General features: G+C 44.8%; 22 protein-coding genes. 8 read left to right on the forward strand and 14 right to left on the reverse strand.

Annotation, left to right across the window (positions count from 1 at the left end; translation table 11 throughout):
• Positions 1-75: 75 nt before the first annotated feature.
• The gene (pta, locus tag AC5W2J_RS03670) at positions 76-1080 is read right to left on the reverse strand and encodes a phosphate acetyltransferase (RefSeq protein WP_496058127.1); all 1005 of its coding nucleotides are present in this window, start codon (positions 1078-1080) and stop codon (positions 76-78) included.
• A gap of 356 nt (positions 1081-1436) precedes the next feature.
• On the opposite strand from pta, the gene AC5W2J_RS03675 reads away from it, so the two are divergent.
• The 5 genes from AC5W2J_RS03675 to AC5W2J_RS03695 all read left to right on the forward strand — a co-directional run bounded on the left by AC5W2J_RS03675 (position 1437) and on the right by AC5W2J_RS03695 (position 8141).
• Positions 1437-2042 carry a TetR/AcrR family transcriptional regulator gene (locus AC5W2J_RS03675; protein WP_496058128.1) on the forward strand — a complete coding sequence of 202 codons (606 nt, stop codon included), beginning with the start codon at positions 1437-1439 and terminating at the stop codon, positions 2040-2042.
• 62 nt (positions 2043-2104) lie between these two features.
• Positions 2105-4030 (forward strand): oxidoreductase, encoded by a 1926-nt coding sequence (locus AC5W2J_RS03680; RefSeq protein WP_496058129.1) that lies wholly within the window; start codon positions 2105-2107, stop codon positions 4028-4030.
• A 23-nt stretch (positions 4031-4053) separates the two neighbouring features.
• A complete protein-coding gene (locus AC5W2J_RS03685; protein ID WP_496058130.1) occupies positions 4054-4794 on the forward strand; it encodes an enoyl-CoA hydratase/isomerase family protein in 741 nt (246 codons plus the stop codon).
• An 83-nt stretch (positions 4795-4877) separates the two neighbouring features.
• Positions 4878-5627, forward strand: a complete 750-nt coding sequence (hemQ, locus tag AC5W2J_RS03690) for a hydrogen peroxide-dependent heme synthase (protein ID WP_496058131.1) — start codon at positions 4878-4880, stop codon at positions 5625-5627.
• 336 nt (positions 5628-5963) lie between these two features.
• Entirely contained in the window at positions 5964-8141 is a 2178-nt protein-coding gene (locus tag AC5W2J_RS03695; RefSeq protein ID WP_496058132.1) for an ATP-dependent Clp protease ATP-binding subunit, read from the forward strand.
• 55 nt (positions 8142-8196) lie between these two features.
• Here the strand turns inward: AC5W2J_RS03695 and AC5W2J_RS03700 are convergent, their stop codons facing one another.
• The 3 genes from AC5W2J_RS03700 to desA form a co-directional block, all read right to left on the reverse strand.
• Positions 8197-8796: a response regulator gene (locus AC5W2J_RS03700; protein WP_496058133.1), complete on the reverse strand. Its 600-nt coding sequence runs from the start codon at positions 8794-8796 to the stop codon at positions 8197-8199.
• Positions 8793-9929, reverse strand: coding sequence for a sensor histidine kinase (locus tag AC5W2J_RS03705; RefSeq protein ID WP_496058134.1), 1137 nt, complete (start codon positions 9927-9929; stop codon positions 8793-8795). The genes AC5W2J_RS03700 and AC5W2J_RS03705 overlap by 4 nt, the downstream gene beginning before the upstream one ends.
• A 172-nt stretch (positions 9930-10101) precedes the next feature.
• Positions 10102-11148 carry a Delta(5) desaturase DesA gene (gene desA / locus AC5W2J_RS03710; protein WP_496058135.1) on the reverse strand — a complete coding sequence of 349 codons (1047 nt, stop codon included), beginning with the start codon at positions 11146-11148 and terminating at the stop codon, positions 10102-10104.
• A gap of 258 nt (positions 11149-11406) precedes the next feature.
• Here desA and AC5W2J_RS03715 point away from each other — a divergent pair, with 258 nt between their 5' ends.
• Positions 11407-11718: a DUF3817 domain-containing protein gene (locus AC5W2J_RS03715; protein ID WP_496058136.1), complete on the forward strand. Its 312-nt coding sequence runs from the start codon at positions 11407-11409 to the stop codon at positions 11716-11718.
• A 141-nt stretch (positions 11719-11859) separates the two neighbouring features.
• A complete protein-coding gene (locus tag AC5W2J_RS03720) occupies positions 11860-12681 on the forward strand; it encodes a DUF368 domain-containing protein (protein ID WP_496058137.1) in 822 nt (273 codons plus the stop codon).
• 92 nt (positions 12682-12773) lie between these two features.
• Here the strand turns inward: AC5W2J_RS03720 and AC5W2J_RS03725 are convergent, their stop codons facing one another.
• On the reverse strand, positions 12774-12944 hold the full coding sequence (locus tag AC5W2J_RS03725; RefSeq protein ID WP_496058138.1) for a hypothetical protein: 171 nt from the start codon (positions 12942-12944) through the stop codon (positions 12774-12776).
• Between the two features lie 30 nt (positions 12945-12974).
• The gene (gene srtD, locus AC5W2J_RS03730) at positions 12975-13625 is read right to left on the reverse strand and encodes a class D sortase, LPxTATN-specific (RefSeq protein ID WP_496058139.1); all 651 of its coding nucleotides are present in this window, start codon (positions 13623-13625) and stop codon (positions 12975-12977) included.
• 179 nt (positions 13626-13804) lie between these two features.
• Between srtD and AC5W2J_RS03735 the strand changes: the two genes are divergently transcribed.
• The gene (locus AC5W2J_RS03735; RefSeq protein WP_496058140.1) at positions 13805-14464 is read left to right on the forward strand and encodes a PepSY domain-containing protein; all 660 of its coding nucleotides are present in this window, start codon (positions 13805-13807) and stop codon (positions 14462-14464) included.
• Between the two features lie 91 nt (positions 14465-14555).
• Here the strand turns inward: AC5W2J_RS03735 and AC5W2J_RS03740 are convergent, their stop codons facing one another.
• From AC5W2J_RS03740 to AC5W2J_RS03775, 8 genes are all read right to left on the reverse strand, one after another.
• Positions 14556-15509: a DUF6612 family protein gene (locus AC5W2J_RS03740; RefSeq protein WP_496058141.1), complete on the reverse strand. Its 954-nt coding sequence runs from the start codon at positions 15507-15509 to the stop codon at positions 14556-14558.
• 167 nt (positions 15510-15676) lie between these two features.
• On the reverse strand, positions 15677-16141 hold the full coding sequence (locus AC5W2J_RS03745) for an RDD family protein (RefSeq protein WP_496058142.1): 465 nt from the start codon (positions 16139-16141) through the stop codon (positions 15677-15679).
• A gap of 146 nt (positions 16142-16287) precedes the next feature.
• A complete protein-coding gene (locus AC5W2J_RS03750; RefSeq protein ID WP_496058143.1) occupies positions 16288-16911 on the reverse strand; it encodes a cell wall hydrolase in 624 nt (207 codons plus the stop codon).
• Between the two features lie 187 nt (positions 16912-17098).
• Positions 17099-17902, reverse strand: coding sequence for a 3'(2'),5'-bisphosphate nucleotidase CysQ (cysQ, locus tag AC5W2J_RS03755; RefSeq protein WP_496058144.1), 804 nt, complete (start codon positions 17900-17902; stop codon positions 17099-17101).
• A 40-nt stretch (positions 17903-17942) separates the two neighbouring features.
• Positions 17943-18314, reverse strand: a complete 372-nt coding sequence (locus AC5W2J_RS03760; RefSeq protein ID WP_496058145.1) for a DUF423 domain-containing protein — start codon at positions 18312-18314, stop codon at positions 17943-17945.
• Between the two features lie 24 nt (positions 18315-18338).
• Positions 18339-18647 (reverse strand): DUF5327 family protein, encoded by a 309-nt coding sequence (locus AC5W2J_RS03765; RefSeq protein ID WP_496058146.1) that lies wholly within the window; start codon positions 18645-18647, stop codon positions 18339-18341.
• A gap of 257 nt (positions 18648-18904) precedes the next feature.
• Positions 18905-19294, reverse strand: a complete 390-nt coding sequence (locus tag AC5W2J_RS03770) for a hotdog fold thioesterase (protein WP_496058147.1) — start codon at positions 19292-19294, stop codon at positions 18905-18907.
• Between the two features lie 14 nt (positions 19295-19308).
• Positions 19309-21102: a M3 family oligoendopeptidase gene (locus AC5W2J_RS03775; protein ID WP_496058148.1), complete on the reverse strand. Its 1794-nt coding sequence runs from the start codon at positions 21100-21102 to the stop codon at positions 19309-19311.
• Positions 21103-21178: the final 76 nt, after the last annotated feature.

A 21178-nucleotide genomic window follows, 5' to 3' on the forward strand; every position in this document is an offset into this window, starting at 1 on the left:
TACCCTTTGAGTGAACAACCTGCTACGAAAAACGGGCATGAAACCTAATAGGTTTCATGCCCGTTTTATACTATTTTATTTTTGGTTCGTCAATTGAGTTTTTTTTTCCATAATCGCCTGCTTCGCTGTAATCAAAGCAAGTTTGTAGACGTCTTTCATGCTGCATCCGCGGGAAAGATCGTTTACCGGTTTGTTTAAGCCTTGAAGAATTGGACCAATCGCATCATATCCGCCTAAACGTTGGGCAATCTTATAACCGAGGTTACCGGATTCCAGACTTGGGAAAATAAATACGTTTGCTTCTCCCTGAAGCGGTGAATCTGGAGCCTTCTGGCGTCCTACTGCCGGTACGAAAGCTGCGTCAAATTGGAACTCTCCGTCAATAACCAGATCAGGGCGGTCCTGCTGTGCTTTAACCGTTGCTTCTGATACTTTTCTTGTTTCTATTGAAGAGGCGGATCCTTTTGTAGAGAAGCTGAGCATCGCGACTTTAGGATCCAGATCAAATGCTTTTGCTGTCTCTGCCGTCGCAATCGCAATTTCAGAAAGCTCTTCCGCATTCGGGGAAATGTTGATAGCACAGTCGGCAAATACAAACTTCTGGTCTTCCTTCACCATTATAAATACGCCGGACGTTCTTTGAATCCCCGGCTTTGTTTTAATAATCTGCAGTGCCGGACGAACCGTATCTCCCGTTGAATGAACCGCACCGCTGACAAGACCGTCAGCATAATCAAGATAAACGAGCATAGTGCCGAAGTAGTTTGGGTTTTTAAGCTTTTCCCGTGCGCTTTCTTCTGTTTCTTTTCCTTTGCGGCGTTCAACAAAGGCCGTTATTAATTCCTCATAATGCTCATACTGAACCGGATCAATAATTTTCACCTGGTCCAGCGACACATGAAGCTTTGCCGCTTTTGCTTTTACTTCCTCTTCAAGACCGATGATGATTGGCTTTAGGAGGCCATCCTCTGCAAGTTTAGCTGCTGCTTCTATAATACGATCGTCCTCTCCCTCTGGAAATACAATGGAAGGTTGATCTTTTTTGACTTGTTCTTTTATCTCTACGAAGAGATCGCTCACTAAAATTCCTCCTTTATTATTTAAACCGTTCAGGAAGTGTAGGGTAACTATAGGCGTATCGATTCGCTGCGTTGAATTCATTCTGGTTTCATCTCTCTATTCCTTAGGATACTCTTATTCCAACGAAAAATAAACGTAAATGCATAAAATAATCATTGTTCTAATTTTCGGAATTAAGAAAACAAAATGAAAGCTTGTGTTAAAAGCGTTTACAATGAAGGTAGGAATGAATATAGTTGCATATATTATTTTAAAATACTAAATTATACAAAGCTGCTGTATTCAATTAGTTCCCTCCATGCTATACTATTTTCACCTTTTCCCCCGTTAGCAATTGATGAAAGGAGAAAAAAATAATGAGTCCTAAACTAGGAATGGAAACCATCCGCCGGGAACAGATTATTCAATCTGCAAAAACATGCATCCTAACGTATGGGTTTGACCATTTTTCGATTAAAGATGTAGCCCGGACTGCCGACCTCAGCACAGGAGTTATTTATCACTATTTTAAAAACAAAAATGATCTTCTTGTTGAAGTCCTCAAAGAAGCGTTCGCAGTCTCTGAGGAAGATGTCCGCAGCACGGTCGATGCCTATCATCACCCCGATGAGAAATTTCACGCCTATCTTCGGACGGTGGCGTCTCTTCCGGATCATAATCAGCCGTTTTATACTATTTTATTAAACTATATGGCCCAATCGCCTTATGATGAAAAAATTAATGCAGTAGTAGGTCGTTTTCTTCATAACCTCGTTTTGTATTTGACTACTATTCTTGAAGAAGCGGAACGCCGGCACCTGCTGAACCATCCTTCTCCTTCGGCTCTTGCCCTTTTGATTATTAATCAGGCGACCGGAACCGCCTTTAACGAGCGCTATTTCTCTTCTGCTGTTGTAGAAGCCAACCGACACGCATTCATTCAGTTATTCCAATCCATGGTTGCCACTCCGGCTTCTTCATGAGTATAATAACAGTATCTTATTTATAATGATCGTTCGAAATAAATAAAAAAGGAGAATGCGTAATGTCGTATCCCGCTCTGCTTTCCCCTATATCTATTAACCAGCTCGTGCTTCCTACTAAGGTGATGATGGGTTCCATGCATGTTGGGTTAGAAGGGGAAGAAAACGGATTGGAAAAAATGAAAGCGTTTTATGTGCGCCGGGCTAAGGAACATGTCGGCCTTATTGTGACCGGAGGAGCGGCTGTAACCCCGGAAGGGAGCGGCGGAGCTAACTTCATGAGCCTCTATCAGGAAACAGATATTAAACAGTGGACAGAGCTTACAGACGCTGTGCATGAAGCAGGGGGACGCATTGCCGTTCAGCTCTTTCACGCCGGCCGTTATGCATACAAAGCGCTCACCGGACTGGACCCGGTGTCAGCCTCCCCTCTTCAGTCATCCATTAATCCAGATGTGCCTGTGGAACTTACCGAAGAGGACATTCAGCGCACCATTCAGGCATTTTCTGATGCTGCCGTTCGTGCAAAGAAATCCGGTTTTGATGCGGTGGAAATCATGGGCTCAGAAGGCTATCTGCTCAATCAGTTTATGTCTCCGCTGACCAATCGGCGGACAGATCAGTGGGGAGGCTCCTTTGAAAAGCGCCTGCGTTTCCCGCTCGCTGTTGCAGAATCAGTCCGCAGAGCTGTCGGTCCCGGTTACCCGGTCATCTTCCGCATGTCCGGTCTTGATTTAATGGAAGGAAGCACGACAGAAGAAGAAACAATCATCTGGGCCGGAAAGCTTGAAGAAGCCGGTATGGATGCGCTGAACATCGGAATCGGCTGGCACGAATCCAGAACTCCAACCATTACGATGAAAGTGCCGAGAAATTATTTTACGCCTGTCGCAGCCTCTATCAAAAAGCGGGTAACCATCCCTGTAATTACTTCCAACCGCATTAATAACCCGGAAGATGCCGAAGCGATACTGCAGGAAGATAAAGCAGATATAGTCTCCATGGCCCGCCCATTTTTAGCGGATCCGGAAATTATTACAAAAGCGATAGAAGGCAGGACGGAAGAAATCAACACGTGCATTGCCTGCAACCAGGCCTGCCTGGACCATGTGTTTGAAAATAAGTCTGCTTCCTGTATGGTCAATCCCGAAGCAGGTCGGGAGCTGACCTTCATTATTAATAAAACAGCTGCGCCTAAAAATATATTAATTATCGGGGCCGGACCGGCCGGGCTGGAAGCGGCCCGGGTTGCTGCCTTGAAAGGCCATTATGTGACGCTTGCTGATGAAAAAGAAGAAATCGGCGGCCAGCTGCTGTACGCCAGAACGGTACCGGGTAAATCCGAATTCAATGAAACGCTCCGGTATTATTCTGTGCAGCTGAAAAAACTAGGCGTATCTATCCGGCTGGGCACCTCTGTCTCGGCAGAACATCCGCTTGTGCAGGAGGCCGATGATATCATTCTCGCATCCGGTATTCTTCCCCGTCAGCCGGATATCAAAGGAATGGAAACGCATCCCGTTTTTTCCTACCGGGACGTGTTTGAAGGAAACGCTGAACTGCAGGGGAAAATTGTAATGATCGGCGGCGGCGGTATTGCTTGTGATTTAGCCTTGGTGCTTCATAAAAAAGGGTATACAGATATTACGCTGCTGCAGCGGGGCCGAAAGTTTGCTAAAGGGCTGGGCAAAACTACACGCTGGATTACGCTCGGCGAACTCCGCCGCAATAATATACAAATGATCGGCGAAGTTACGTACAAAGAAATCACACCTGAAGGAGTCGTGATTGTCCATGAAGAGCAGGAAAAGCTTGAAACAGCTGATACGATCATTACGGCAAGCGGACAGCTCCCCAACCAACAGCTTGCCTCTGAATTGATGGAACACGGAAAACGAGTGCATGTGATCGGCGGCGCTAAGCATGCTGTCGGACTTGATGCCAAGTTTGCTATTTTGAATGGTGCAGAAACAGCGAATGCTCTGTAATTACTTTTAAAGGAGGGTTTCACGTGAAACAACATACAGTCTTATATGAGGTAAAGGACCACATAGCTTTGATTACACTGAACCGCCCTGAAGTTAAAAATGCTTTAAATACAGAAATGCATAAAGAACTCTACGAGTGTTTCCAGGAAGCGGCGGAAGATGAAACGGTTAAAGTAATAATTCTACAGGGATCCGGCGATGCGTTCTGCGCAGGCGCTGACTTGAAAAGCGTCTCTTCGGACAGCGCGGAAAGCTTTGACTACGGCGATTATCTGCAGGACACCTATAACCGTCTGATTCTCTTTATAGACAGTATCACTAAGCCGGTTATTGCCTATTTAAACGGGGTAACAGTAGGGGCAGGTTTAAGTATTGCGCTGGCCTGCGACTACCGGATTGCTGACAGCCGGGCCAAGTTAGCGCTCAGCTTTTTAAAGATAGGCCTTGTCCCAGACGCAGGAGCCTCCTACTTCCTCCCCCGTCTTGTCGGTTTAGGAAAAGCAATGGAGCTTACGCTCGGACAAACCATATCTGCAGAAGAAGCGTTCCGGATCAACCTCATCACCGCTATTGGAAATCCGGAAGAGTACGCTCATAAATTAGCTGCTATCCCCCCCGCCGCCTATGGATTGGCTAAGCAGAATATGAAACAGGGTTTCGAACACAGCCTTTCAGAGGTTCTCGATATGGAAGTATCGGCCCAAAGAGAAGCCGGACAAAGCCGGGAACATAAAGACGCCCTTCTCCGCTTCTTGAAAAAGTAGGCTGGTTTCCGCTTTTGAAGACCTGCGGACCTATGGTATAGTAGACATCGTGAGCAGGTTTTAGATAAAGGAGTGGACCATATATGAGTGAAGCATCCCAAACGCTCGACGGCTGGTTTTGTCTGCATGATCTCCGCAAAATCAACTGGACCGAGTGGAAAAAACTTTCCGGCGAAGAGCGCCACAGCATTGTAAACGAATTTATTCATATGCTGGAGGACTGGCAGCAGGTCGAAGACAACGGCGGCGGAAGCCATGCCGTTTATACCATTGTCGGCCAAAAAGCAGACTTGATTTTCATGATTCTGCGTCCGACGATGAATGACTTAAATGATATTGAAAATGCCTTCAACAAAACCAGGCTGGCCGATTATACGATTCCTTCCTACTCCTATGTATCCGTAGTAGAACTGGGAAACTATATGCCGCCTAAAGACGGCGGAGATCCAATGGATAATCCGGAACTCCGCAGCCGTATTTATCCCGTGCTTCCTAAATGGAATCACATCTGCTTTTATCCAATGGATAAAAAGCGGGAAGGTAACGACAACTGGTACTCCCTTCCTATTAAAGAACGCCGGGAGTTAATGCGTGCCCATGGCATGACAGGAAGAAAGTATGCCGGAAAGGTCAAGCAGATCATTACAGGCTCTGCAGGTCTCGATGACTGGGAATGGAGCGTTACCCTATTCGCCCATGAAGCCCTTCAATTTAAGAAAATCATTTATGAAATGAGATTTGATGAAGTGTCCGCCCGCTACGGCAAATTCGGACCTTTCTATGTAGGAAACCTGCTGGAACCAGAAAAAGCAGAATCCTTTTTTCACATCTAAGCAAATAATGTAAGAGAGCATCCGGAGCTGTTCCGGATGCTTTTTTTATGTTTAACTTTCTATGATTAAGGAAATACATTTCAAACGAACTTACTATTCCTATCTATGATTACTTTTTATCATATATTGTATGTACAGAGTTAAAAAGGAATTTTTTTTAAAAAGCAGTTAAAAATACTTGAAAGTCAAAGAAGGTCAGTATATAATAAATTCATAAGATCAAAGATAGTCAAAGTCAAAGCAGTTTCTTTGATTTATCCAATAAACACTACTACACTTACTAATTATCAAGATGCATTGTCTTTTCTATTAAAAGATAAAAGGAGGTTCACTACTATGAAGTGTGAACATTGTGAACAACGGGAAGCCCGTATCGAATTAAATATGAATATAAATGGACACCAGCAGAAAATGAATCTATGTGACGTATGCTACCGCGAAATCCGTCAGGAAATGAAGCAGCCTTCCAACGGATTTGGCAATCAGCCGGGGCAGTCCCCATTTGACCAGTTTTTCCAAAATATGATGAATTCACAGGCCGGCAATCAACAGCAGCAGCCTTCCACCGGTAAAGGCGGCGGAAACAAAGGTGGCAGCGGCCTGCTTGATGAATTAGGAAAAAATCTATCGGACGCTGCGCGTGCCGGCATGATTGATCCCGTTATCGGCCGGCATAAAGAAGTCGAGCGGGTTATTGAAACTTTAAACCGCCGCAACAAAAACAACCCGGTTCTTATTGGAGAACCTGGTGTTGGTAAAACAGCGATTGCAGAAGGCCTCGCTTTAAAAATTCTCGAAAGCGATGTGCCAAACAAGCTGAAAAACAAGAAAATATACCTGCTCGACGTATCCTCGCTTGTAGCGAATACCGGTATCCGCGGTCAATTCGAAGAACGTATGAAACAACTGCTTCAGGAACTGCAGGATAGACAGGACGTTATTGTATTTATTGATGAGATTCATCAAATTGTAGGTGCCGGATCTGCCGAAGGCTCCTCTGACGCCGGTAACATTATGAAACCGGCACTGGCCCGGGGCGAAGTACAGATTATTGGTGCTACTACCCTTGCTGAATATCGGAAAATCGAAAAAGATGCCGCTCTCGAGCGCCGCTTCCAGCCGGTTATGGTCAATGAACCAAACAGCACGGATGCCGTTGCGATTCTTAATGGCCTGAAGCCGAACTACGAAGCCTATCATCAAGTATCTTATACAAAAGAAGCCATCGAGGCATGTGTGGCTCTTTCCAGCCGCTATATCCAGGATCGTTTTCTTCCGGATAAAGCCATTGACCTGATGGATGAAGCAGGTTCTAAGATTAACCTGCTCCACAGCAGCGATGATGAACTTGAAATTCAAAGCCGTCTGGAACAAATTGCGGCAGAAAAAGAAAAAGCAACCCAGCAGGAGAACTACGAAAAAGCAGCAAAGCTCCGTGATGAAGAAATCCGTTTGATCGAACAGCGTGATAAAGCGGCAGCCGGAGAATCCGTCAGCCAAAGCAAAGCAGAAGTAACGGTAGACGTGATCCAGCAGATTATTGAAAACAAAACCGGTATTCCTGTCCGTCGTCTTCAAAAAGACGAGCAGCAGAAAATGAAAGATCTTCCAGAACGCCTGAATGCCGATGTCATCGGCCAGGAAAACGCCGTGCAGAAAGTGGCAAGAGCCATTCGCAGAAACCGCGCCGGCCTCCGCCGCGGCAGCCGCCCTATTGGATCTTTCTTATTCGTCGGTCCTACAGGCGTAGGTAAAACCGAACTATCCAAGTCTTTGGCCAAAGAAATGTTTGGAGACAGAGAAGCCATGATCCGGCTTGATATGAGTGAATATATGGAAAAGCACTCCGTATCCAAGCTTGTTGGTTCTCCTCCGGGCTACGTCGGCCATGAAGATGCAGGTCAGCTTACAGAAAAAGTACGTCACAAGCCATACAGCATTATTCTTCTGGATGAAATTGAAAAAGCGCATCCTGATGTGCAGCACATGTTTCTGCAGATCATGGAAGACGGCCGCCTGACCGACAGCCAGGGCCGCACTGTAAGCTTTAAAGATACGGTTATCATTATGACTTCCAACGCAGGAACTGAACTGAAAAAAGTCAGTGTTGGATTTGGCAGCCAGGATGATGAAGAGCCGAAAGTAACCGAATCTCTTAAAAACTCCTTTAAGCCGGAATTTCTCAACCGTTTTGACAGCATTGTGAAATTCAGCGAGTTGAAACGCGAAGACTTGATTACTATCGTTGACATTATGCTCTCTGAAATTGTAGAAGCTGCACAAGAACAAGACATGAAGGTAGAAGTGTCCGATGAAGCAAAAGCAAAACTTGCTGATCTGGGCTACGATCCAGCCTTTGGTGCCAGACCACTCCGCCGTGTTATCGCAGAACAGGTCGAAGACGGCATTGCGGATCTCATGCTTGATGAAGACAAATTAGAGCATATTACCGTCAGCTTAGTTAATAATAAAATCAGCGTGGCTAATCACGCCCACGTATCCTCCCAACAATAAGATTCAAAAAAAGCCGAAGACCCTGTACGAAGGGTCTTCGGCTTTTACATATGCTTTATTTGAACCAGCCTTTTTCTTTAAAATGGGAAATCGCTTCAATCCGGTTGCTGACCCCAAGCTTGTCAAAAATAATCGATATATAGTTTCTGACCGTACCGTTTGTAATAAACAGTTCGCTGGCGATTTCTTTTGTATTTTTGCCATCCGCAATCAGCTCGATTACCTGCTTTTCCCGATCCGTCAGCGGGTTATCGTTCTGAAAAACCATATCAACGAGCTCCGGCGCGTAGACCCGGCGTCCTTTCATAATAACCCGGATCGAATCGGCCAGCTCTTCACTCGGACTGTCTTTCAGCAGATAACCGCCTACTTCTGCCTTACGGGCCCTTTCAAAATAACCGGGCCTGGCAAATGTCGTTAGGATAATTATTTTGCAGGGATGGTCTTTCAGCTCTTCTGCCGCATCCAGGCCGCTTTTTACCGGCATTTCGATATCCATGATACAAACGTCCGGATCATGCTGATTGACAAGCGTGACTGCTTCCTGGCCGTTTTTTGCTTTGCCGATAACCGTCATGTCTTCTTCCAGGTCCAAAATAGAGCCGAGGGCCCCTAAAAGCATTCCCTGATCTTCTGCAATCACTATCTTTATCATGCCATCCCCTCCTGTTTTATCTGCGTTACAACAGTAGGTACCCGAATGTAGAGCTCTGTTCCCTCTTTGGATACTACCGTAAGGGTGCCGTTTACAAACTCCAGCCTCTCCTCCATTCCACGGAGGCCATTTTTCTTCGTAGGATCTATTTTTTCCGTTATTCCGGTTCCGTTGTCCTTGACGCGGATACTCAGCTCATCCACAGATTCATAAAGCTCTACAAAACATTTGGTCGCCTTGCTGTGCTTTACAATATTGGTTACTGCCTCTTTCAAGCACATGCTGAGCACATTTTCTACAAGCGGCGGCGTCTTCTTGAGCAGCATTTCGTCTTTAATAGTAAATTCCACCTCTGCCGCTTTTAAAACCTGTTCGATACGGATTAATTCATCTTTTAGTTTGGTGCCGCGCATGTCCGATACCATTTCACGGACTTCTTTTAAAGCGGTCCGCGACGTCTGGCTGATATCACTGATTTCCCGTTTGGCTGCTTCCGGATTAGCATCAATCAGCTTGCCCGCCAAATCACTTTTTAAACCGACAAGCGACAGCTTCTGTCCGAGCGTATCGTGAAGATCTCTTGCAATCCGCTGGCGTTCTTCCATTACAACCATCTGGGAAATCTTCCGGTTGGCATCCTTAAGCTGGCTTTCCAGCTTTTCCCGCTTGTTACGGTTGAACGTGTTAAAAGGAAGCAGAATAATTCCAATTACGCTGATAACGATAAACGGAAACTGGGAAAGAAACAGTTCGTTTTCCATGAAAAACATAATATTAATGGTCGCAATGGCTGTTATTAAATGAATACCGTATAAAATATAAAAGCCTGTTTTGTGCTTCACATTTCCTATAAAAAAGGCCAGGAAGAGAGAAAAATAAACATAGCCGTAAAAAAGCGTCATAATAATGCTGATCGCAATCGCAATGCCTACCCAAAAATAGACAAGCCATCCCGATGATATAAAGGTTAAACGATAAGCAACGAAAAACAGCAGTATAAAAATCACGCCCAGAATAATTTCAGGAGCAGTGGACGAACGGATAATAAAATAAAACGGCAGCAAAAAGAAAATGATCCAGACATACGTACTGAGCCATGTATTTTTCGGAAAAATTTGATACCAGTTATTCATGGCGGTCTCCTTAAAGGTTTGTGCCTTTTGTTTTTTTGTATCTCCTACTGTAAGTATATCAGACAATTCTCTTATTCCCCCTCTGCAGAATCGCTCTTTTATTCTATGTTGCAAATCTGCATTCTATAGAAAAAAAGCCATTCCCGTTTGTAAGGAATGGCTTTTTATGGTGTTATTTTTCCTGTAAGCTTGATTTTTCCCTGTTTAGTATCAAGTTTTCTTTTAATGCGGCTTTCTTCATTTCCCGAAAACCGACGAAGGTTTTATTTTTTTCATCATAAAGGCGGAAACGAATGGATTTTAAACTCGAACCAAGCGTGATCGTAGTTGCCTGTTGAAGAGGCGGTGTTGATTCATGAGCCTGCTCGAGGTTATAGTTCGGCACGCGCGGGCTGAGATGGTGTACATGGTGATAGCCAATATTACCACTTGCCCACTGAAGTACCTTTGGAAGCTTGTAAAATGAACTGCCATCTACTGCAGCTTTTACAAAATCCCATTCGCTTTCTTCTTCAAAATAGGAATCTTCAAATTGATGCTGTACATAGAAGAGCCAAATACCCAGCGAACCGGAAACAAATAATATTGGTCCCTGTACGAGCAGAAATGCCTGCCATCCGACAACAGCAATCAATACACCGTAAACAGCCACAATGGATGCATTAATAACATACGTGTTTATGCGTTCTTTGCGTTTTGGACCTTTACGGTTGAAACGGTTTGTAATAAGAAAAAGATAAAACGGGCCGAGACCGAACATCACAAGCGGATTGCGGTACAGGCGGTAGGAGAACTTTTCAAATGCTGATGCTTCTTTGTATTCTTCTACAGTCATCACCCAGATATCGCCAACGCCGCGCTTATCTAAATTACTGCTTGTTGCATGGTGAATGGAGTGCTCTCTTTTCCATTTTTCAAAAGGAAACAGCGTAATAATTCCTGTTATTGTACCCAGAATCGAGTTGGCCTTTTTGCTTTTGAAGAAAGATTGGTGGCAGCAGTCATGAAAGATAATAAAGGTTCTTACGACGAACCCGGACGCTATAATGGATAAGGGAAGACTGAGCCAGATGGAAATTGATAAGCTCTGATACGCCAGAAACCATAAGAGAAAGAATGGAACGATTGTATTAACGATTTGTTTAATGCTTTTTGCCTGGTCTGATTTTTCAAACGGTGCTACTGTTTTTCGTAATTGAGCCTGCTTTGCTTTACTCATATATAATCTCTCCCATTTCGATAGGCGTGTGTGTTTATTAGCTATACCTTAATCATATAGAGAAATTGTAAAAGATATAAGACATGAAAGTCAATTGCTTGTATGACAGTTGTCATATATTTTTTTCCTGTTAATTCCCATCATACAGCGCTTTTCTTTCAACATCTGCCATAAAACCTTCATTTGTTCTCTATGAACGTGCTGTGCTATGCTTTTCATTAGATACTATGGAAAGGAGCACCCGAACACATGCGTTCTATGCTGAAACCTCTGCGTCTCACCGGAATTATTGAAGGAATATCATTTGTTGCCCTGCTGTTCTTAGCGATGCCCCTTAAATATATGGCTGGAATGGATATGGCCGTAACGATCGTAGGAGCAGCCCACGGCGGCCTCTTTACTATTTATATTGCTCTTGTTCTTGTCGTATGGGTACAGAGACGCTGGTCGTTTCTGCGAGCTTTAGTTGCTATGGCCGTCTCCGTGATCCCATTCGGTCCGTTTATTTTTGAAAAAAGTCTAAGACGGGAAGAAGAAACAGGAATCACCCCTCTTACTTTCGGGCAGTAATACAGAAACATCAGAAGCCTGTCCGTTTGAAACGGAGCAGGCTTTTCTGCCGCTTGAAGGTAGTTGTCGTATTTTCCGTGTAAACATGATATAACAGATACAGATTGTTTTTTTGAAAATGCAATTAAAGGAGTACATATGATGATTGAATGGAAAAACCTGCTGCGCGGCTTTATCATGGGCACAAGCGACGTGATTCCCGGCGTAAGCGGCGGCACCATGGCTTTAATACTTGGTATTTATGCCCGGTTGATTGACGGTATTAACAAACTAACAACAAAAGAATGGAAAAGCCAGCTCGGCTTCTTTATTCCTCTCGGTATCGGTATGGGTACGGCAATTCTTGCACTGAGTAATGTGATCGAGTGGCTTCTAGCTGATTATCCGGAACCTACTTTTTCTCTTTTTATCGGGTTAATTCTAGGGACAATTCCCTTTCTTATGAGAGAAGCAGACTACCGCAGAGCTTTCACTGCCAGGCACTATGCTATTTTAGCTGTTGCGGCTGCTATTGTCATCGCTTCAGGCTTTTTCCAGGATGGCCCTGGTGAGATTATGACCTCTATCGGAGCAGGCGGCTATGTATTCTTATTCTTTGCAGGCTGGCTCGCAAGCTCTGCGATGCTGCTTCCCGGTGTGAGTGGATCGTTTGTGCTCCTCATTATTGGAGCCTACCCTACCGTAATTGCGGCGGTCTCTTCTTTGAACCTTCTCGTTCTCATCGTGGTAGGCCTTGGTATCGTAGTCGGTATTCTAATCATGAGCAAATTTATTCATTTCCTGCTTCGTAATCATTCGGTCGGAACGTACGCTACGATGATCGGACTGTTGATTGGGTCGCTTTTCGTTGTCTTTCCAGGTATTCCGGGAAGTATCGGCCTCTTTTTTGCCAGTGTGGTCATGTTCCTGCTTGGACTTGGCCTTGCGATTATTTTAGGTCAGATTAATAACAGAAAAGTATAATACAAAAAACACCCGGCTTCATGGGTTCTCTGTTCTGACAGAGTACCTGAAGCACCGGGTGTTTTTTTGATAGAGGAAACGGCCTGTATGGCTCATGCTCTATTTATTTTCCGTATCAAAAAGATAAATAACAAAATAGCGGGCGGCGCAATGAAGATAAAAGACAAAAAGCCAATGGCTGGAGGCAGAAAGATAAGACCTGTTAAAATACCTGCTGCCATCACCCATAACACCCGCGGGGAAATAACATGATCAGATGCCAAAGTGGGTCCCCCTCCCATTCTCATCAAAAATTATTCAGACACTGATACGAGGTCTGCCTGGATAATGTAGCGGTCCGGAGCATTGCCCAGATAATCCAGTGGATAGCAGGTCGTTAGTGTTAACGTTGGCGTCTCTTTATCTACAATGACTGTCCGGTCGTCTTTATCTGTGATCCACGTTTTTGATATTTCGTATTCATACCGTCTGCCATCGTAGTCCAGCGTCAGCATGTCGCCGCTCTCCAGTTCTCCCAGTTCCGTAAAGACGGTGTCTCTATGGCCGCTCAGCACCGTATGACGCTTCTGGTCGGGTGTCGTCGTCCATTCGCTCACATACATACCGACGCCCTGCTTTAAGGTAGCATCATCTGCCCCCCAGAACGTTTGATAGGCATTTTCAATTTTAGGAATTTCCAGACGGGCCATCTCCTCGCCCTGCTCGTAGCCGGTCACCTCGTCACTCATTAAAGGAGCGGCTTCCTGTGCAGCCGGCTCAGTACCGGCTGTCTCTTCTGCAGGAGCTTCCTCGGCTTCCGCCGTATTGGTTTCATCCGGAGCTTCTGTTTCGCTTTCTTCTATTGAAATAGTTTCAACCGATTGGCTTCCCTGCCACCATTGATAACCAAAATAACCGGCCACAGCCAGACCCGCGCACATAATCAGCATATAGAGTTTTTCCATGTCGGCCCCCTCTTTTATGTATGATCCCCATTATACGGCAAGAAGCTGTATTCTTCCAGAATGAGTAAATTAATAAAATCCTTATGAAATTCTCATCATTTTCTCATAGAGCATTCAGGATTCTTTCATTTTTGACCTTTATGATTAGGGTAACAAATCAAACGAGGAGGAAATGCAAAATGAAAAAATTTATGATTGCCAGTGCATGTGTAATAGGTCTTGGAGGTGCTGCAGTAGGGATGAATCAATTTTCAGTATCCGCCGATGATGACGAAGTTGTTGGCGGCGTATCGCAGGAGCAGACGGAAAGCCAGGAACAAAATAACACTAACAGCGGTCTTCTATCCGTTGAGGAAATCAGCGACATCGCTACCCAGGATTATCCGGGCAAAGTAGTGGATATTGACCTTGATTCTGATGATGGCGTAAAGAAATACGAGCTGGATATTATCGGAGATGAATATAAGTATGAAGTAGAATACAATGCAGAAACCGGCGAATTTATTAAAGAAGATGACAAGGAAAAAGTCAGGGCATCAGAAAGCACGCAGGCGGCTGGCAGTAGTGCTGCGGCAAACAGAGACGATAATGAAGCCGGTGACGACCAGGTGCGCAAATCTGCTTCTTCCACCAATGGACTGGCTGTAAGCATGGATGAGGCAAAAACCATCGCTGTAAAAGAAGTTGGAAACGGAGCTTCCGTTAAAGAAATTGAACTCGATGACGATGACGGCAGAGTGCACTATGAGATGGAGCTTTATGACAACCATAACAATGAAGTAGATATTGATGTCGATGCAGAAACCGGTGACATTATGAAAGTCGACTACGACGATTAATATTCGGCTCCCCGTTTTCCAATCAAAAACAGCTTAAATGAAATCAAAAAAACAAAGCCATGAAATTCACGGCTTTGTTTTTTAGCTGTTATTAACTACGTGCAAATCTGCGACGGAAGAACAGCATGCCGCCGGCTGCTGCAGCTGCAAGTGCTCCTGCAGCAGCATAAAATGGATTGTTTGTGGCTGTATCAGGAAGTGCGCCGCCCTCTTCCATCTCTTCTTCTATGAGCGCGTCCATCGGTATTGCACTATTCACTACTTCTTCTGGTACAACGATTTCCTCTACCCCGTTAAAGTTAAATACGGACATATCCAGACGCTGCACAATATTAATGCTTTCCTCTTCTATAGATAGATCCATGTCCATATCCATGGTAGTTTCCGTCATATAGTATGTGTCTTTGTCTATCGTCATTACATAATGAAGATCATTCACCGTGATATCTTCAAAAATTGCGGCAGCCATCATCCCGGTGTCTTCTTCAGGCACAAGGGAAGCAAGCATTTCTTCAGCAGATTCCATCAGTTCGTCTCCTTCTCCTTCATAGGTAAGGACGTAACTGTCTCCCGCATCTTCCACGGACATATCTTCTCCAAGAGCAGCAGTCTGTTCCATCTGTACTCCGCTTTGAGACATAGCCATCAGTTCGTTAATGTCTCCTGTAAATGAATCATCCAGCTTAATCCAGCTTCCATCTATATCCTGCTGGTAAAAGCCATCTTCTGTCCAATAGGAATCAAGCGTCGTCTCTTCTTCTCCCTCCATTGAAGTAGTCGCTGTCTGCTTCATGGAAAAAGGATTCATTACTACATCTTCTGTAGAATGGGTCGTCGTCGTAAACGTGCCGCCTTCCATCATCGGATCGGTAATCGTCTGTTCGAGCATCGTTTCACTGGAATAGCTTTCCAGCTCCATCATTGCTTTGTTTGATTCTTCGAGAATAGATGCTGCATCCGGTGTTTCCTCTGCAAAAGCCTGGGATGGAAGAGCGACTGCTGTTGCGGCTGCTAGTGTAGTAAGTACTGCGGCTTTCTTTTTCATTTGTTAAACGCCCCTTGTCTGATTGTTTGTATGTATGATCTAGGCTGGTATACTTATTTCTAAAAAAATAAGTAAGTACTTTATTTATGCCCTAGATTTCCAGCTGCTAAACTTATTTTCCTTAATTTGTTAAAAAAATCCTCCAGTAGTCAACTGGAGGATTCTGCTTAATACGTTTCTTCTTTTGCAGGAGGAAGAGACGTAGTTACCTGCGTGCCGGCAATAAAGTCATGTATTGCCCGCTTATCTTCGCGGATTGCCACCATAAATATGGATACGATAACACCTATACCTAATGTAAGCAGGTAGACAAGTCCGCTTACTATTACCCGCATCAACATGGTACCAATCCCTACATTGCTTCCATCGACTTTCATGATGCGTATGCCTAACGCTTTCTTACCAACCGTATAACCGGACCAAAGTACCGGCAGGGCTAAACTGTAAAGAAGGCTAATACTGTTGTTTGCAAAATCGACCCCAACATCCCATCCTTCATCAGGAGCAGTTGTATTTCCTCCAAAAATAGCGATAACAATCAATCCAATAATAAATCCTGCGATTCCGACAATAAAACCATCGATAATGTTAGCCGCAAGACGCCTCCAAAAACCACCCGGCTGTCCTGTCATATTTATCTCCTCCTTATTTTATTTACATTTTATACCTAGTATCTACTATAATAGAATAACATTTTTCACCTCTTATTTTCCAATTTTTTGTGAACATCTTCTAAGTAAAACGAAAAAGCTGCCTCTTTAAAGAGGCAGCCCGGATATCAATCAGCAAACACGTGCTTACCGATGGATAGTCTTGGCGTTCTTGTGAAAATCCATGAAGACGTAGCATCTACCGGATTGTAATAATAATTTGCGCCGGCTGATGGATCCCATCCGCCCCATGCGTCTTTTACTGCCTGGTATGCTGTCGCATCCGGAGTTAAGTAATACTGCCCGTCCTGCACCGCAGTAAATGCGTTTACCTGATGGATAACAGTTGAAGCAGAGGATGGAAATTCTGAAGACTCTATTCTATTTTTGATAACAGCTGCTACAGCTACCTGTCCTTCATAAGATTCTCCTCTGGCTTCGCCGTAAACTACCTGGGCGATGGATGTTACTTCATCTAGTTTATTAATAGTAGCAGGTCCTGCAACCCCATCTGCGGGAAGCCCAAAGTCAGCCTGAAACTGCCTTACTGCTTCCGTAGTCAATGGACCGTAGTGTCCGGTGGAAACGGAATTTAAGTAATTCATATTTCGAAGCTTGTCCTGGATATTGATCACTGTTTGATCCTGAAGATGAACCTGTTCATTTGCCTGTGCCTGTTTCGAGTCGATAGAAAAACCTAATATCATAATAAGAGCAATAAAACCCGAAACAAGCCATTTGTTACTAAACATTGAATCCCTCCTTTTCTATTACTTTACCTCAAAGTGAACAAAACAACTTATTATTTTCACTTTTCAGTAATTATTACCTACCCAACATTTTCCTTCTTCATACAGACGTTTCACGTGAAACAAAAAAAGACCCTTCCTGAAAAGGGTCTCCCATGCTGCTTTTTGCTTTCACTTTTAAGAATTTTTTCTATTCTGCTTTTACTAAGAACCAGCCATTTTTCAGGTTTTCTTTGTTATAGGCAAAGCGATTTTTGCTGTCGTCCAATACGGAGCCGCCGGCTGCTTCCACTACTGCCTGTCCTGCCGCAGTATCCCACTCCATCGTTGGCGCATAGCGGGGATAGAAGTGCGCCTGGCCTTCTGCTACCAGGCAGAATTTCAGCGAACTTCCTGCAGAAACAACGTTTACTGTATCATGTGTTTCTTTTAATTCATTAATAAAGCTTTCGGTTTCTTCATTCATATGGGAGCGGCTCGCTACTACTTCCGCCGGGCCTTCCGGAGACAGCGCGGAAATAATCTCCCCCATGCTCCACATGTCGTCAAAAGAAGCAAAGCCGCGGTTGGAGGCCTGGGCTATTTTCACTGCCCCTTTTTTTCCGTACCCTACGTACAACGTATCCAGTGCCGGTGCATAAATAATGCCCAGCACGGGATAGGAATCTTCAATCAGTGCAATATTTACAGTAAATTCGCCGTTCTTTTTAATAAATTCCTTCGTGCCGTCCAGCGGATCAACCAGCCAGAACTTTTTCCAGTTTTTTCTTTCTTCATAGGAAGCAATGGTCCCCTCTTCACTTAATACAGGGATGTCTGCATCCAGTTTCTCCAGACCGGCGGCTATCGTCTGATGGGCTCTTTTATCCGCTATCGTCAGAGGCGAGTCATCTTCTTTATGCTCAACCTCCATATCTCCCGAATATACCTCCATAATATCGATTCCGGCAGCTACTGCTATATTTTTTAATGAAAATATCAGGTCCTTATACATCAAAACATCCTCTCTCTACTTTTCAAGCATCCATACATTATCAGGCTCTAATAACGGCAATAACAAGCAGAATCCAGCCTGCAATAAAGGCGGTTCCGCCAATAGGCGTAATCGCTCCAAGCCAGCCGATGCCTGTAAAAGCCATCGTGTACAAACTGCCGGAAAAAATAACAATACCGGCAAACAGCAGCCAGCCTGCCCAGGCGATAAGCGCACTACCACCTATATGAGCTGCCACCAGCCCTATGGCCAGAAGACCGAGAGCATGCATAATATGATACTGAACGCCGGTCTGATAGACCTCTATCAGCCTTGCACTGATACGTCCTTCAAGCCCGTGCGCTCCAAAAGCACCGAACCCGACAGCAATGGCCGCGTTCAGCGCTCCAAGAATAATAAATAGTTTCCACATAGTTATTCTCCTTTAGGTTTCTGCTTAAAAATCAAATAGACTGCCGTCCGTAGAAGGCAGTTCTTCCTTAGAAACGGTGGGTGCCGGCTGGGAACCGGTGGACTCCTTTACCTGTTGTACCGATGCAGGACGTGCCTCTGGAACCTTCGGTACCGGCTTCCGGTTCGGAGAAGATTGTGCACCCGTATTAGAGGCCAGCAGCACCCCGCAGTAAGCTTCCAGTATGCGTGCATGAGCTTTCACTTCTGCTTCTTCTTCTTTATCTGCATGATCCGAAATCAAAATAAGCTCTTCTTCCATCTTTTCCAACAAAGCCCGAATGGAAATATTCATTAATAAGTCACCTGCTTTCGGCTTTCTATGCTTTGTATAGTATAGCATCTTGTATTGTCACGGTTAAGTAGCAACTCTGTGACCATGTTTGAAAAAGTATGATACTATACAACAAAATGGAAAAAAGGAGGCTGCGCAGTGAAAATTAGAAATGTAGTCATTTTTATTCTGGGCGTATTGATTGGCATTTTCGTCCTCGTTCCCCTCCTCACCCTATAAAAAAAGGCCGCCCTTTTTCAGGACCGCCTTTTTGCTTACTACATAGATCTCACTGCAATGGTACATCGGGATACACAAAGCAGTTTCTCTTCTTCATCTGTCAGCTTAATTTCCCAGACCATCGTAGATCGCCCTACGTGGAGGGGAACACCCACTGCTGTAACCATTCCATCTTTTTTGCTTCGAATATGATTGGCGTTTATCTCCAGGCCTACAACGAACTGTTTATCCTGATCGACCAGGTTGTAGGCTCCAACGCTTGCTGTTGTTTCGGCAAGAGCTACTGACGCGCCTCCATGAAGAAGTCCAAACGGCTGCTTTACTCTCCCATCCACCGGCATTTCCGCCACCACTTTTTCTTTTTCGAGCGTCACGATACGAATATTCAATGCCTGCATTAACGTGTCATACTGCTGCTCTTCTGCCATTCCAATCACTCCTTTTACTTTGTGAGATTCATGAAATCTTCTGTATCCTTAAGCAGGCTTTTCGCCGCATTCTTCCAAAAATCGACTGTCGTAATATCTTCGTTCAAGTGCTTCCAGGCAAGATCTTCTGTCGTCATACTTGCCGTGTCCCGGAGAAGCGCTGTGTATTTTTCTTCAAAGGCCGCTCCTTCTTGTTTTGCCTTATCGTAAAGACTCATGCTGAATAAGTAGCCGAATGTATAAGGGAAGTTATAAAACGGAACGCCTGTCATATGAAAATGGAGCTTCGATGCCCAAAAATGGGGGTCATAGGAATGCAGCTTGTCGCCGTAAGCTTCCCTCTGGGCTTCCGTCATAATTGTACTAATATCAGCGGCCGACAGCCATCCATTTTTTCTCGCTTCATAGTACCTTGTTTCAAACAGGTACCTGGAGTGAAGGTTCATAAAAAATGCCATGCCCCGGTTAATTTTGGCATCCAAAAGCGATATTTTTTCTTCGGTTGTTTTAGCTGCTCTAATCGAGGCATCCGCAATAATCTGCTCCGCAAACGTTGAGGCTGTTTCCGCCACGTTCATGGCATAGCGCGTGGAGTAATAAGGCAGGCCTTCCATCACATGCTGATGGTAAGCATGGCCGATTTCGTGGGCCAATGTTGCCAGGTTGGACGGCGTTCCTTCATACGTCATGAAAATTCTAGTTTCATTGCTTACCGGAAACGTGGTACAGAATCCGCCCGGCCTTTTGTTTTCCCGGTCTTCTGCTTCGATCCAGCTGTTTTCAAATGCCATTTTGGTAAAGGAGGCCAGCTTCGGGCTGAAGTCTTCAAACTGTTCCGTAATCAGCTTCGCTCCTTCGTCGAACGACATACGCGGCATCTCCTGCTGGGCCAGAGGCGCATGAACATCATGCCATTCCAGCTTTTCCACGCCCATTAAAGCGGCTTTACGCTCCATGTATGTATACAGCAGCGGCTTCATGTCCTCGATAGCACTCCACATCGCGTCCAGTGTATCTTTGCTCATCCGGTTAATCAGCAGCGGTTCTTTTAAAGGATCTTCCCACCCTCTCTTTTCATAAAGGCCCAGGCGGAAACCGGATAAATGATTAAGCGTTTCGGCAAACAGATCTGCTTTTTCGCCCCAGGCCGCTTCCCACTTTTTAAACATCATCTTTCTTGTTTCCCGGTTACTGCTCTCTAATTTATTCTGTGCCTGCCCGGCTGACAGATAGGACGTTTTCCCGTTTTCTTCGAATGGGATCGAAAGTGACCGTACGAGGCTCTGATACATTTCACTCCAGCCGTGATATCCGTCCTGGGAAAGTTCTCCGACAAGTTTTTCCTGTTCCGGCGGTAACTTTTCATCGGCCCACTGCTTTTTTTCTTTCAGGGCAAAAGCTATCGGCTTTCCTTTTTCTGTGTGCTGCAGTTTCTCAAAAAGCACCGGATCCATTTTGGCAATATGGGCATCCAATTCGGAAGCACAGGCGCCGATCCGTGAACGAAACGGTTTAATATTGCCCTGCCACTGCCGGGCCTTCGTATCGTTCATATCCTGGGCATTTAAACAGCCGATAAAAGCAGAAATTTCTTGAAATTCTGCCGACAGCTGCTGCAGGTCTGTCAGCAGCGTAAGCCATTCTTCAGCTTCCTTCTCATCTTCAGGAATCTTCACAGCCACAAGCTTTTCTTCAAGTGTAGTCAAATGCTGGTGAAAGGAATCGGTGTATTCACGCAGTTCGGTTGAATCACTGCCTCCTGAAAAGATAGAATCCAAATTCCACTGCAGGGATAAAGAGGTATTCATTACCATTCACTCCTTTTTATTTCGGTTTCCGTAATAATAGTATACCATATTTTTTTTCAGCACTTGGGCACCGCGT

This window comes from Sinobaca sp. SA16-1 (genome assembly GCF_059510515.1).

Excerpts from the sequence above, each read along its gene's own strand:
- AC5W2J_RS03675 (WP_496058128.1), top strand. The coding sequence starts at position 1,437 with ATGAGTCCTAAACTAGGAATGGAAACCATCCGCCGGGAACAGATTATT.
- AC5W2J_RS03680 (WP_496058129.1), top strand. The coding sequence starts at position 2,105 with ATGTCGTATCCCGCTCTGCTTTCCCCTATATCTATTAACCAGCTCGTG.
- hemQ (WP_496058131.1), top strand. The coding sequence starts at position 4,878 with ATGAGTGAAGCATCCCAAACGCTCGACGGCTGGTTTTGTCTGCATGAT.
- AC5W2J_RS03695 (WP_496058132.1), top strand. The coding sequence starts at position 5,964 with ATGAAGTGTGAACATTGTGAACAACGGGAAGCCCGTATCGAATTAAAT.
- AC5W2J_RS03700 (WP_496058133.1), bottom strand. The coding sequence starts at position 8,796 with ATGATAAAGATAGTGATTGCAGAAGATCAGGGAATGCTTTTAGGGGCC.
- AC5W2J_RS03705 (WP_496058134.1), bottom strand. The coding sequence starts at position 9,929 with ATGAATAACTGGTATCAAATTTTTCCGAAAAATACATGGCTCAGTACG.
- desA (WP_496058135.1), bottom strand. The coding sequence starts at position 11,148 with ATGAGTAAAGCAAAGCAGGCTCAATTACGAAAAACAGTAGCACCGTTT.
- AC5W2J_RS03715 (WP_496058136.1), top strand. The coding sequence starts at position 11,407 with ATGCTGAAACCTCTGCGTCTCACCGGAATTATTGAAGGAATATCATTT.
- AC5W2J_RS03720 (WP_496058137.1), top strand. The coding sequence starts at position 11,860 with ATGATTGAATGGAAAAACCTGCTGCGCGGCTTTATCATGGGCACAAGC.
- srtD (WP_496058139.1), bottom strand. The coding sequence starts at position 13,625 with ATGGAAAAACTCTATATGCTGATTATGTGCGCGGGTCTGGCTGTGGCC.
- AC5W2J_RS03735 (WP_496058140.1), top strand. The coding sequence starts at position 13,805 with ATGAAAAAATTTATGATTGCCAGTGCATGTGTAATAGGTCTTGGAGGT.
- AC5W2J_RS03740 (WP_496058141.1), bottom strand. The coding sequence starts at position 15,509 with ATGAAAAAGAAAGCCGCAGTACTTACTACACTAGCAGCCGCAACAGCA.
- AC5W2J_RS03745 (WP_496058142.1), bottom strand. The coding sequence starts at position 16,141 with ATGACAGGACAGCCGGGTGGTTTTTGGAGGCGTCTTGCGGCTAACATT.
- AC5W2J_RS03750 (WP_496058143.1), bottom strand. The coding sequence starts at position 16,911 with ATGTTTAGTAACAAATGGCTTGTTTCGGGTTTTATTGCTCTTATTATG.
- cysQ (WP_496058144.1), bottom strand. The coding sequence starts at position 17,902 with ATGTATAAGGACCTGATATTTTCATTAAAAAATATAGCAGTAGCTGCC.
- AC5W2J_RS03760 (WP_496058145.1), bottom strand. The coding sequence starts at position 18,314 with ATGTGGAAACTATTTATTATTCTTGGAGCGCTGAACGCGGCCATTGCT.
- AC5W2J_RS03765 (WP_496058146.1), bottom strand. The coding sequence starts at position 18,647 with ATGAATATTTCCATTCGGGCTTTGTTGGAAAAGATGGAAGAAGAGCTT.
- AC5W2J_RS03770 (WP_496058147.1), bottom strand. The coding sequence starts at position 19,294 with ATGGCAGAAGAGCAGCAGTATGACACGTTAATGCAGGCATTGAATATT.
- AC5W2J_RS03775 (WP_496058148.1), bottom strand. The coding sequence starts at position 21,102 with ATGAATACCTCTTTATCCCTGCAGTGGAATTTGGATTCTATCTTTTCA.